This window comes from Staphylococcus xylosus, assembly GCF_002732165.1.
Taxonomy (GTDB): Bacteria; Bacillota; Bacilli; order Staphylococcales; family Staphylococcaceae; genus Staphylococcus; species Staphylococcus xylosus.
The window spans coordinates 139,952-152,751 of the sequence record NZ_MRZO01000002.1 but is presented as its reverse complement, the minus strand read 5'-3'; the positions used below and the strand labels follow the sequence as shown (position 1 = coordinate 152,751).

At 34.5% G+C, this 12,800-nt stretch carries 12 protein-coding genes; all 12 read left to right on the top strand.

Going from position 1 to position 12,800, the window contains the following annotated elements; genetic code table 11:
- Positions 1-174 precede the first annotated feature (174 nt).
- The 12 genes from BTM19_RS04095 (at position 175) to add (ending at position 12,650) form a co-directional block, all read left to right on the top strand.
- Positions 175-1,014 carry a ParB/RepB/Spo0J family partition protein gene (locus tag BTM19_RS04095; protein WP_029378766.1) on the top strand — a complete coding sequence of 280 codons (840 nt, stop codon included), beginning with the start codon at positions 175-177 and terminating at the stop codon, positions 1,012-1,014.
- A gap of 606 nt (positions 1,015-1,620) precedes the next feature.
- Positions 1,621-2,349, top strand: a complete 729-nt coding sequence (locus BTM19_RS04090) for a phosphoadenylyl-sulfate reductase (RefSeq protein ID WP_029378767.1) — start codon at positions 1,621-1,623, stop codon at positions 2,347-2,349.
- Positions 2,350-2,535: 186 nt separating this feature from the next.
- A complete protein-coding gene (locus BTM19_RS04085) occupies positions 2,536-4,362 on the top strand; it encodes an assimilatory sulfite reductase (NADPH) flavoprotein subunit (RefSeq protein WP_029378768.1) in 1,827 nt (608 codons plus the stop codon).
- A gap of 15 nt (positions 4,363-4,377) precedes the next feature.
- On the top strand, positions 4,378-6,087 hold the full coding sequence (locus BTM19_RS04080; RefSeq protein ID WP_029378769.1) for an NADPH-dependent assimilatory sulfite reductase hemoprotein subunit: 1,710 nt from the start codon (positions 4,378-4,380) through the stop codon (positions 6,085-6,087).
- Between the two features lie 22 nt (positions 6,088-6,109).
- The gene (gene cobA / locus BTM19_RS04075; RefSeq protein WP_029378770.1) at positions 6,110-6,883 is read left to right on the top strand and encodes a uroporphyrinogen-III C-methyltransferase; all 774 of its coding nucleotides are present in this window, start codon (positions 6,110-6,112) and stop codon (positions 6,881-6,883) included.
- 45 nt (positions 6,884-6,928) lie between these two features.
- Complete coding sequence (locus tag BTM19_RS04070; protein WP_029378771.1) at positions 6,929-7,669, top strand: sirohydrochlorin chelatase; 741 nt, start codon at positions 6,929-6,931, stop codon at positions 7,667-7,669.
- A gap of 25 nt (positions 7,670-7,694) precedes the next feature.
- Complete coding sequence (locus BTM19_RS04065) at positions 7,695-8,306, top strand: NAD(P)-binding protein (protein ID WP_029378772.1); 612 nt, start codon at positions 7,695-7,697, stop codon at positions 8,304-8,306.
- A 20-nt stretch (positions 8,307-8,326) separates the two neighbouring features.
- Positions 8,327-9,238, top strand: coding sequence for a sulfite exporter TauE/SafE family protein (locus BTM19_RS04060; protein ID WP_029378773.1), 912 nt, complete (start codon positions 8,327-8,329; stop codon positions 9,236-9,238).
- Positions 9,239-9,254: 16 nt separating this feature from the next.
- Positions 9,255-10,433 carry a sulfate adenylyltransferase gene (gene sat / locus BTM19_RS04055; protein ID WP_029378774.1) on the top strand — a complete coding sequence of 393 codons (1,179 nt, stop codon included), beginning with the start codon at positions 9,255-9,257 and terminating at the stop codon, positions 10,431-10,433.
- Positions 10,434-10,451: 18 nt separating this feature from the next.
- Positions 10,452-11,051 (top strand): adenylyl-sulfate kinase, encoded by a 600-nt coding sequence (gene cysC / locus BTM19_RS04050; RefSeq protein ID WP_029378775.1) that lies wholly within the window; start codon positions 10,452-10,454, stop codon positions 11,049-11,051.
- A 128-nt stretch (positions 11,052-11,179) separates the two neighbouring features.
- Positions 11,180-11,380, top strand: a complete 201-nt coding sequence (locus tag BTM19_RS04045; protein ID WP_029378776.1) for a hypothetical protein — start codon at positions 11,180-11,182, stop codon at positions 11,378-11,380.
- A 289-nt stretch (positions 11,381-11,669) separates the two neighbouring features.
- Positions 11,670-12,650, top strand: a complete 981-nt coding sequence (gene add / locus BTM19_RS04040) for an adenosine deaminase (protein WP_038679500.1) — start codon at positions 11,670-11,672, stop codon at positions 12,648-12,650.
- Positions 12,651-12,800 lie beyond the last annotated feature (150 nt).

The window sequence follows — 12,800 nt, the reverse complement described above, 5'->3', positions numbered from 1 at the left end:
GAATTTGATATACCCAAGGTTACACATTAAAATTACATTTGTCAATAACTTTTCTGAAAATTTAGATTAAACTAAATATTGCTTGTTGTCTTTTATGGTTTTGTAGTGATGATATAATGAGCGTATGAGCACATACATCATTCTGATGATGATAAGGGAAGTAGGTGTTTAAAAATCGAAAATGAACTAGATCAAAGGTTAACTTTAGAAGCAGATGCACAAGTTCAAAATATAAAAATTCAAGATATTAAAGCTAATCCATATCAACCGCGTAAAACATTTGATGAGGAACGTTTAAAAGATCTTGCTGAATCTATTAAATTACATGGTATCCTTCAACCAATCGTGTTAAGAAAAACAATTGCTGGTTATCATATCGTTGTAGGTGAAAGACGTTTTAGAGCTGCTAGTATTGCCGGTTTAAGAGAAGTTCCTGCAATCATAAAATCACTAACAGACGAAGATATGATGGAACTAGCTATTATAGAAAATTTACAACGTGAAGATTTAAATGCAATTGAAGAAGCAGAAAGTTACCGTAAACTGATGGATGATTTAAACCTAACACAACAAGCAGTTGCACAGCGTCTAAGTAAATCAAGACCTTATATAGCAAATATGTTGCGCTTGTTGCACTTGCCTAAATCAGTCTCTGATATGGTGAAAAATGGTACGCTATCTGGTGCACATGGACGCACTTTATTGATTGTCAAAGATACGCAAAAAATGCAACAAATCGCTAATAAAGCTCATAAGGAGTCATGGAGTGTAAGAGAATTAGAGCAATATGTAACTACACGCTTCAGTAGCAAAAAAGAACAAGAAATTGAAAATCCGAAGGCTACGAAACCAAAATTTATTCGCCAACAAGAGAGACAACTAAAAGAACAGTACGGGTCAAATGTAGCGATATCTACAAACAAGACTAAAGGACAAATTACGTTTGAATTTAAATCTGAAGCAGAATTCAAACGCTTAATACATCAATTGAATAACAAATATAACAATGACTAATTATCAGATCAGACATGTAGACCATAAATATCAAATTTGCACTTAGGATCTTTAGTTTAGAAATGATTTTAGAAGCAGATGATTTCTGTCTTATTCTATTTTCAGTAATACAATTTTAAACACGACAGATATAGTTACTGAATATTTGAATTGATGGTATCCGTTTTGAAACATGCATATGAAATTGACCTGCTCTGTTTAATAAACATGTATATAATAAAATAATTACTAAATACCAACAAACATTTAAATGTTTGTTGGTATTTTTTGTATTTAAATTAGAATCATTATAAAAATTTAAAAATTTTTCAAAAAATATAGAAATGCTATAAAAACGCATGTTTGAGCGATATTACAATCATTAGATTATTATAATTATTTTTTTAAAATAATTATCGAAAAGCTTTTAAAACAAGCGTTTGTAGCGCTTTCATTGGAAGGTATTAGTGTAAGTTTAATATTTTTAATTATTAAAAGATGAACTTGACATAAAAAATTTCAGTGAGTAAAGTGTTTAACATAATTATTTTCGAATAATTCTAAAAAAATAAATATAACGTGAACTTTTAATCAAAGCACATTAAAAGAAAAGGGGATGACCCATTCATGTCAGAAGCAAAAATTACGTATGAGAACTTTAAGCCAAACGCTTTTGATACATTAGATATCACAGACGAAACAAAAGGCGCTCGTGAAGTAATTACATGGGCGTATGAAACATATGGCGATTCTATTATATATTCATGTAGCTTTGGTGCTGAAGGTATGATTTTAATTGATCTAATTTACAGTGTGAAAAAAGATGCTGAAATTGTATTCTTAGATACAAACCTTCATTTCCAAGAAACATATGATTTAATAGATCGTGTTAAAGCACGTTATCCAGAATTGAATATAAAACTTAAACAGCCAGATCTTACTTTAGAAGAACAGGCCGATCAATTTAATCCAGCGCTCTGGAAGAACGATCCAAATCAATGTTGTTACATTCGTAAAATCAAACCTCTTGAAGAAGTATTGTCTGGTGCGACTGCTTGGGTTTCAGGATTAAGAAGAGAGCAATCACCAAGTCGTCAGTCTACTAATTTTATTAATAAAGATGAGCGATTTAAGTCTGTTAAAGTGTGTCCATTGATTCATTGGACATGGGATGACGTATGGGCATATATCAAAAAATATGATTTGCATTATAATGAATTACATGATTTTAATTATCCGAGTATTGGTTGTATTCCATGTACAGCAGCTGTTTCGGGCTCAGGAGATTCAAGAGAAGGTAGATGGAGTAATTCTACTAAAACAGAATGTGGTCTTCATACAACTAATAAACCATAACTTAGGTTATAAAATTTTTTAACCTAATACCTTAGTATTCGTATCGGGTATATAATGAATTTAGTCATCGTATATTGTGCCATTTTAAAATATTTCCCAATCAATTAATCTATAGATATTAATTGATACCAAATATAAAAATTAAAAAATAATAAGTTTTAAAAATAAAATTGAGGTGAACGCATTGTGAATTTATCAGTATCAAATAGTCCTTTTGACGCCGAGCAGGCAAAGCAGTTAAATCAAATTTTTCAAACATTAACAACAGAGCAACAAATTTGGCTAAGTGGCTATCTCACAGCACAACAAACAACACAAGAATCAGCCTCTGAAGTGCCACAAGAAGTAGCAGCATATGTATTAAATTCTGAAGCAGATACAGAAAAAAATAACCGTCACATCACTGTCGTTTATGGTTCTGAAACAGGTAATGCACAGAGTTTAGCTGAAATATTTGCAGACCGTCTTGTTGAACAAAATCATACCGTGAAATTAACAGCGATGGACGAATTTAAACCAAAAGAATTGAAAAAAGTAGAGGATTTATTTGTCATTACTGCTACACATGGTGAAGGTGACCCTCCAGATAATGCACTTACATTCCACGAATTTATACATAGTCGTAAGGCACCGAAATTAGAAAATGTAAGGTACTCAGTATTAGCTTTAGGTGACGAATCGTATGAATATTTCTGCCAAACTGGTAAGGATTTTGATGCGAGGTTACAAGAGTTAGGCGCTGAACAATTAGCTGAAAGACAAGATTGTGATTTAGATTTTGATGAATTAGCAGAAAAATGGATGAACACAAATATTGAAATAATCAACCAATCTTCTGGTAATGAGCCAACAGTGACATCCACTGAAACTGTGCAATCAGCAAAAGAAAAACGTTATACCAAAGCGAATCCATATCAAGCAGAAGTGCTAGAAAATATTAACCTCAACGGTAGAGGATCTAACAAAGAAGTTAGACACGTTGAGTTATTGCTAGACAATTATGGAGAATCATTTGAACCTGGAGACTGTGTCGTAGTCTTACCTCAAAATGATCCCGAAATAGTGTCATCATTAATAGAGACATTAGACTGGGATAAAGAGACAAAAGTAAATATTAATGACGACGGTGATACATTAACTTTAGAAAAAGCATTAACAGAACACTTTGAAGTTACAAAATTAACGAAACCATTATTACAAAAAGCAGCTGAGTTATTTGGTAATACCGAATTACTTGCACATGTAGAAGATGCTGAGTGGATACAACAATACATTGATGGCCGCGATGTTATCGACCTATTAAATGCATTCCCAGCAGCAAACTTAAGTCCTGACAATTTATATAAATTCTTAAGAAAATTACCACCAAGAGAATATTCTATAGCAAGTAGTTACAAAGCAACACCTGATGAGGTTCACATAACTGTTGGTGCAGTGAGATATGAAGCACATGAACGAGCTCGTAATGGTGTGTGTTCTGTACAATTAGCTGAACGCGTACAACCGGGAGATACAATTCCAATATATTTAAAGAAAAATCCAAATTTCAAATTCCCATTTGACGAAACAACACCTGTAATTATGATTGGCCCTGGTACAGGCGTAGCACCGTTTAGATCATATCTACAAGAACGAGAAGAGTTGGGATTATCTGGTAATACATGGCTATTCTTTGGTGAACAATATTTCACAACCGATTTTTTATATCAAACGGAATGGCAAGCATGGTTAAAAGACGAAACATTATCCAAATTAGACGTGGCATTTTCACGTGATACTGATGAAAAAGTATATGTTCAACACCGCATTGCAGAGAAAAGTGAAGAGTTTTATCAATGGTTGATAGATGGCGCTGCATTATATGTTTGTGGTGATGAAAAAAACATGGCAAAAGATGTACACGAAACCATACGCTATGTTTTAGAACAAGAAGGTGGCATGTCTGAAACAGATGCAGAAGCGTATCTTACTCAAATGAAAAAAGACAAACGTTATCAAAGAGATGTTTATTAAGAGAGGGATGATGATATGGCTGAAACAAAAGTGAATTTTTCAGACAAACTCGATGAAATGGAACGCATTAAAACAGACAGTGATTATCTTCGTGGCTCGATTGTCGAAGGTTTAGCAGACAGAGTGACAGGTGCAATCGCTGAAGAAGATACGAAATTATTGAAATTCCATGGTAGTTATATGCAAGACGATAGAGATATTCGTGATGAACGTAGAAAACAAAAGTTAGAACCTGCTTATAGTTTTATGATTAGAGTACGTGCGCCAGGTGGTGCTTCGACAGCAGCTCAATGGATTGCGATGGACGATATCGCAAACACATATGCAAATAACACAATAAAATTAACAACAAGACAAGCATTTCAATTTCATGGCGTCTTAAAACATAACCTAAAACAAACGATGAAAGACATCAATCAATCGTTACTAGATACACTCGCAGCATGTGGAGATGTAAATCGTAACGTGATGTGCAACCCTAATCCTTACCAATCTGATGTGCATAGTGAAGTTAATCAAATCGCAAGTGACATTAGTCGACACCTTTCACCAAAGACACAGGCATATCATGAGATTTGGTTAGATGGTGAAAAAGTATTGGATACAAGTGATGAAGAGCCAGAGCCAATCTACGGTAAAACTTATCTTCCACGTAAATTTAAGATTGGTATCGCGGTGCCACCATCAAATGATATAGATGTGTACTCTCAAGATATTGGATTGATTGCCATTTTAGAAAACGATGAACTTATTGGATTCAATATCACTGTAGGCGGTGGTATGGGTATGAAACATGGTGATACAGCCACATATCCACAAGTTGGACGTCTTATCGGATACTTCCCGAAAGAAGAAGTCGTAGATGTCTGTGAAAAAATCTTAACTGTTCAAAGAGATTATGGTAATCGTGAAGTACGTACAAACGCCCGCTTTAAATATACAGTAGATAGACTTGGTGTTGATTGGATTAAAAATGAAATCAACAACCGTTTAGGTTGGAAATTAGAAGAGGCACGTCCGTATTACTTTGATGACAATGGTGACCGCTATGGTTGGACAGAGGGTAGTGGGCAATGGCACTATACATTATTTGTTCAAAATGGACGCGTCAAAGACACTGAAGAATATAAATTAAAAACTGCATTAAGAAATATAGCAGAAATTCATACAGGTGATTTTAGGTTAACACCTAACCAGAATTTAGTAATTGCTAATGTGTCTGCAGATAAAAAACCCGAAATCGAAAAAATTATCGCTGAGTATGGCATTACAGATGGTGAAAATTATACAGGTCTGAGACGAAATTCTATGGCTTGTGTGGCATTCCCAACATGTGGTCTAGCCATGGCAGAATCAGAAAGATATCTACCTTCACTCATAAGTAAAATTGAAAATTTACTTGATGAAGCGGGATTAAACGAAGAAGAAATTACGATTAGAATGACTGGATGTCCAAATGGTTGTGCGAGACCGGCATTAGCAGAAATTGCTTTTATTGGTAAAGGTCCAGGCAAATACAATATGTATTTGGGTGGCGGATTTACAGGCGATAGATTAAATAAAATCTACAAAGAAAATATCGGTGAAGCAGAAATATTAGAAAGCTTAAAACCAATACTAATCCAATATGCTAAAGAAAGAAATGAAGGAGAGCATTTCGGAGATTTCGTTGTACGTGCAGGAATTGTTGAAGAAGTAAGAGATGGACAGACGTTCCATAGTTAAAATTTGAGAAAGTGGTGACAGGATGGGCAAAGTATTTTTAGTAGGCGCAGGGCCTGGAGATCCTGATCTGATTACAGTTAAAGGATTAAAAGCAATTGAACAAGCAGATGTAATCTTGTATGACCGATTGGTGAATAAAGAATTGTTAAATCATGCATCACCCACAGCAAAATTTATGTACTGTGGTAAAGATCCTAATCGCCATTCGTTGCCGCAAGAAGACACAAATAAATTACTAGTGAATTTAGCCAAAAAAGGACAAGTAGTAACAAGATTAAAAGGTGGCGATCCTTTTATCTTTGGTAGAGGTGGAGAAGAAGCGGAAATATTAGCTGAGCACCATGTGCCATTTGAAATTGTCCCTGGCATAACTTCTGGCGTAGCAGCACCAGCATACGCAGGTATTCCAGTAACACATCGTGACTATAGTTCATCCGTAGCATTTGTTACAGGTGTTATTAATAAAAATATAGATAAAGATAGTTATTGGAAGCACCTTGCCTTAGGGCCAGAAACACTATGTATTTATATGGGTGTTAAAAAATTACCTGAAATTAGTGAGTTATTAATCAAACATGGCCGCGCTACTGATACCCCTGTTGCACTAGTACGTCTAGGAACGTCCGAATATCAAAAAACTGTGGTAGGGACGTTATCAAATATTGTCGAAGTTGCAAAAGACATTGAAAATCCTGCAATGATTGTTGTCGGTGAAGTAGTCAAACTAAGAGAGCGCATTAGCTGGTTTGAAGAGATGCCAGTTGAATCAGCAGTAGCGAAACTAACATATCAATAACATGCAATCAGTGTTATTGAGAACGCTAGAAACGGAGGGGTAAGTATGCGAGGCGTTTTATATGTAAGTCACGGTAGTAGAGTGCCCGATGCTGTCAATGAAGCTAAAGCATTTATTGATTTAGTAAAAGTACAAGTTGATGTGGCCCTGCAGGAGACCTGTTTTTTAGAATTAACAAGCCCAGACTTATCGCAAGGGTTCCAAAGCTTAGTGGATAAAGGTGCAACTGAAATTTCAGTGATACCAGTATTGTTATTAAGTGCTGGTCACTATTTCAAGGACATTCCATCAGAAATTGAACGTAATCAACAAAAACATCCCAACGTCCATGTTACTTATGGTGAACCTTTAGGGGTACAACCAAGATTGACTGAGATTTTAAAACAGAGGATAGAAACATCAGGTGTTACGCCAAACAGTGATGCTAAAGTGCTCATCATTGGACGAGGCAGTTATAACCCACAAACTCAAATAGATGTAGAGACAATTAAGTCCCAATTGCAAGAACAAACGGGATTTAAAGACATTGAAACATGTTATTTGGCAGCTTGTAAGCCTTCCTTTGAAGAAGCTTTGCATAATGCTATTCATTCAGAATGTTCACAAATCTACGTTGTACCTTATATATGGTTTACTGGCATACTAGATCAACAGATTTCTAAGAAAATTGTTGAATACGAGCATGACAAAGAAATCATACTCTGTAAACGATTAGGTAATCATAAGCATTTACAAGATGCGTTAAAAGACCGTGTTGAAGAGACTTTTGAATATGTGACTCAGTAATTCAATCTAAGAAGGAAGTGATGTTATGCCGTTTATACCACTTATGATAGATATTTCCAAAAAGCAAATTGTTGTCATTGGTGGTGGTAAAGTTGCTGAACGTAGAGTTAGTACTTTAGTACATTATGCAACAGACATCCACATCATTAGCCCTACGATTTCTGAGCATTTACGCCATATGGTTGAACAAGATGGTATACATTGGCATGCAAAATCATTCGAAGCAAAGGATATAAAACAGGCGGATTTAATCATTGCTGCAACCAATAGTAGCGAAGTTAACCAACAAATTCTAGCTTCAAAACCTCAACATGCATTTATCAATATGACATCCGTTGCTGAGGAAGGTGACATTGTATTTCCGAGTATATTGCGTCGAGGAAAGTTGACGCTGAGTATTTCTACCAATGGTGCTAGCCCTAAGCTAACAGCACAAATTTTATCAGAATTCAAAGAACGTTTTGATAGTAGTTATGAAGACTATGTTGATTTTTTATATGAATGTAGGCAACACATTAAGCAAACACAATTGTCTAAAAGCCAAAAAGAAGATTTTTTGAAAATGGTTTTAACTCGACCATATAGAGAGAAAAATAAGCAACTTGAAATGATAAAAAGGCTTGAATCAATGAAGTAGAGTCGGAAGGAGTACGATGCATGAATAAACTATTTATATTTGCACTTGCAGGCTTTCTTGCACAATTAATTGATGGCTCACTTGGAATGGGCTTTGGCGCCTCTTCGTCATCTATATTATTAACGTTTGGTGTAGCACCAGCTATCGTTTCTGCGACTATACATTTTTCAGAAATTGCGACAACAGCTGCTTCAGGTACATCACATTGGAAGTTTGATAATGTACACAAGCCAACGATGATTAAATTAGCGCTTCCAGGTGCTGTTTCAGCTTTTATAGGCGCAGCATTTTTGAGTCATATTCACAGTGGATTTATCAAACCATTTATCGCGATATTTTTATTAATAATGGGCTTTTATATTTTATATCAGTTTTTATATAAACGAAACAAACAAGAAATTAAAGAACCTTCAAGTATTGGTAAATATTCAATGATTCCACAAGGTGCAGTTGCAGGTTTTCTAGATTCTGTTGGTGGTGGCGGCTGGGGACCAGTTAATACGCCATTGCTATTAGCTCAGAAAAAATTAGAACCAAGATATGCAATAGGTACAGTTTCAGCGAGTGAATTTTTTGTAACTGTTTCAGCTTCTATTAGTTTTATTATCTTTTTAGGGTGGAGCCAAATTAACTGGGGATTAGTAATTGCCTTAAGTGTTGGTGGTTTAATAGCAGCACCGTTTGCAGCTTATTTAGTTAAGATTTTACCTATGAATATTTTAGCTGTTTGTGTCAGTGGATTAATAATTTTCACAAATAGTAGTTCTTTATTAAGTGTATTTGAAGTAAGTCCAACATTTTCAATCTCTGTAAAAATAGCGTTAATCGTTATTTGGATTGGTTTATTATTCTTCACTCTATATCAAAATAAGAAATTACCATTTATATTCAATAAAAATAATGCCAAAGTCAACGCGCATGAAGTAGATTAAAAAAGGAGTTTTACAATTGCCATTAACTAAAGAAATTAAAGAAAATACAATTCAACCACATGGTGGAACATTGATTAATAGAGAAGCAGATACAATTTTAAAAGAAGAGTTACTAGCAGTAGTAGATTCATTACCAGCTATTACATTAAATCCATGGAGTTTATCAGATTTAGAACTTATTGGTATCGGTGGTTTTAGTCCGTTAACAGGATTTATGAATGAAGCGGACTATAATGAGGTAGTAGAGAACTTACATTTGAGTAATGGTTTAGTATGGAGTATCCCAATCACTTTACCAGTGACTGAGGATAAAGCTAATGAACTTGAAATTGGTTCTCGCATTGCTTTATATGGCGAAGACAATCATTTATATGGTGTTCTTGAACTAGAAGAAAAGTATACTTATGACAAAGAGAAAGAAGCGCAATTTGTATACGGTACGACAGATGTAGAGCATCCAGGTGTAGCAAAAGTCTATGAAAAAGGCAGCGTATATTTAGCTGGACCGATTCATTTATTAGATAGACCCAAACATGATGACTTTGTAGATTATCATTTAGATCCGGCAGAAACGAGACAACTATTCTACGATTTAAATTGGAAGACAATTGTTGGTTTCCAAACGCGTAATCCAGTACATCGTGCACATGAATATATTCAAAAAGCTGCATTAGAGTCGGTTGATGGACTTTTATTAAATCCTTTAGTAGGAGAAACGAAATCTGATGATATTCCAGCTGAAGTAAGAATGGAAAGTTACGAAGTTATTCTTAAAAATTATTACCCGGAAAATAGAACACGCTTAGTTATATATCCAGCAGCAATGCGCTATGCGGGACCAAGAGAAGCGATATTACATGCGACAGTGCGCAAAAACTATGGCTGTACCCACTTTATTGTCGGTCGTGATCATGCAGGTGTGGGTGATTACTATGGTACATATGAAGCACAAGAATTAATAGAACAATATGAAGATGAGTTAGGAATACAAATTTTGAAGTTTGAGCACGCTTTCTATTGCAAATCTTGTGAAAACATGGCAACAGCGAAAACATGTCCACATGATGCTTCTTCACACTTACATCTAAGTGGTACAAAAGTTCGAGAAAAATTGAAAAAAGGTGAACCATTACCTAAAGAATTCTCAAGACCTGAAGTAGCAGCAGTACTTATTAAAGGATTACAAGAAAAATAACTTTAAAGGAGCTTTATTATGACTACTTCCAAAAATATTACTTGGCATGCGTCAGAAGTAACTAAAGAAGAAAGACAACAACGTAAAAACCATAAAAGTGCAGTTATTTGGTTTACTGGATTATCAGGATCAGGTAAATCTACAATTTCTGTAGCATTAGAAAAAGCTTTATATGATCAACAAGTTCATACGTATCGTTTAGATGGAGATAATGTGAGACATGGTCTTAATAAAAATCTTGGATTTAGTCCAGAAGATCGTACGGAAAATATTCGTCGTATTGGTGAAGTGAGTAAACTTATGGTCGACGCTGGATTAGTTACAGTGACGGCATTTATTTCACCTTATCAAGCAGATAGAGACGTTGTTCGTGAACTATTAGCAGAAGATGAATTTATAGAAGTTTACACTTCTTGTAGTCTGGATGAATGTGAAGCAAGAGACCCTAAAGGATTATATCAAAAAGCACGTAGCGGAGAAATTCAAGGATTTACAGGTATAAACGCACCGTATGAAGAACCACAAAATCCAGAAATTGTAATAGATACAGAGCAATATAGTGTGGAAGAAGCGGTTACTCAAATCATTGAGTATCTAAAAACACATCAATATATTTAATTTGTATAGCACAGAAGTTTCAGTCTTATAAGTTAAGTATAGACATGATTATATGTGCTCAGCAGTTTAGTAATATAATAATAGTTTTATCATAAGACTTATGTATAACGTTAAAAGGGGAAGATGGAATGGCCATACTAAATATCATTGCTTACACTTTAATGACACTCTTTATTTTAGTTATTATTATAGGTATATTGCTTGTTAATAAAGGACAAAGTAGAAAACATTTCATGACTGAATTGAAAATTATCGTAATCTTACTTTGTGTTTGCTTTTTAGGTTTAGGCATTTCATTAGTTACTATAGGCTATTTAGGAGGCATGTAGTAACGCTAACGTTACATATGGACTTAATACAATTTGTTTTTTGATCAATAATGATACTGTCAACTCAGTCTGAAGACTTGGTGGCAGTATTTTTATATTGAATTATTTTATTTAATATCAGGTTGGATTGTGTGAATTTATTCAAAATAAAATACCCTTTATTATATGCGTTTATAGTATTGTGTTTAACGTCGTGATATAGTATATAGATAAAATTTTTAAAAATTCTTTTTGTTTCCGTATTAAAAATGAATGGTGACATTTGAGAGGTAAGGCAGGTAAGTCATATATGAATAAAACGCTACAAGATATCCCGAAAGTTGAATTACATTGTCATTTAGATGGTTCTACTAGCGTTGAATTAATTAGACAATTAGCGGTGGAGCAAGGCGTGAATTTAAATGAAGAGCATCTATTTGTGAGTAGTAATTGTGAGAGTTTAGATGAATACTTGCAATGTTTTGATGAAATATTAAAGGTTTTACAGACGCCTGATGCTTTAAAAAGAGCGGTTGTCGATGTTGCACAACAGGCACAACGCGATAATGTGAAATACATTGAAATTCGCTTCGCACCACGATTTCATATGGAGCTAGGATTGACGTTAACCGAAGTGTTAGAAGCGGTTGAAGAAGGTGTACAAGAAGCTATTCATACATTGGATATTCAAGTTAACTTGTTAGTTTGTGCAATGCGACAACATGAGACTGAAGATAATAAAGCACTTTTCGATTTTGTTCAAAAATACGATAGTAAAGTCATCAGGGGCGTTGATTTTGCTGGTCCTGAGGCGGCAGTGCCTCCTAATGATATAGCATCCCCTATTCAATATGCCTTAGATCAAGGTTTCAACCTCACGTTGCATGCGGGCGAGTGTGGTTGTAAACAGAATGTGATAGAATCTATCAAATTAGGAGCAAAGCGTATTGGGCATGGTGTGGCTATCAATCAAGATGAGATAGCCTTACAGTTTGTAAAAGCGCAGGATGTTCTATTAGAAATGTGTCCTAAAAGTAATATTCAGACAAAAGCAATTGCAGATTTAAAAGAATTGAATCTTCCTTATTTGTTAGAACAAGATATTCCTTTTCTTATAAATACTGACAATCGAACGGTTACTCAAACTTCCTTGACTGAAGAGTATGAATTATTAGTGGATAACCAAATGATTACGTTTGAGCAAATTGAATACATTAATCAACGTGCGATTAATTATACTTTCTTATCAGATTTAGAAAAAATGTCATTAAAAGCAAAGTTTCAGTCTTAAATAAATGGCAAAATACTTGAATAATTGCAAAGGTATTTGAAGCTATTGATGACAGAGGTAAGGGCATCGATATTGGTGCCTACTAACTAAATAATTAAAAAACCGTGACCTCAATTTGTGTCACGGTTTCTCTCTATATAAATATAAGAA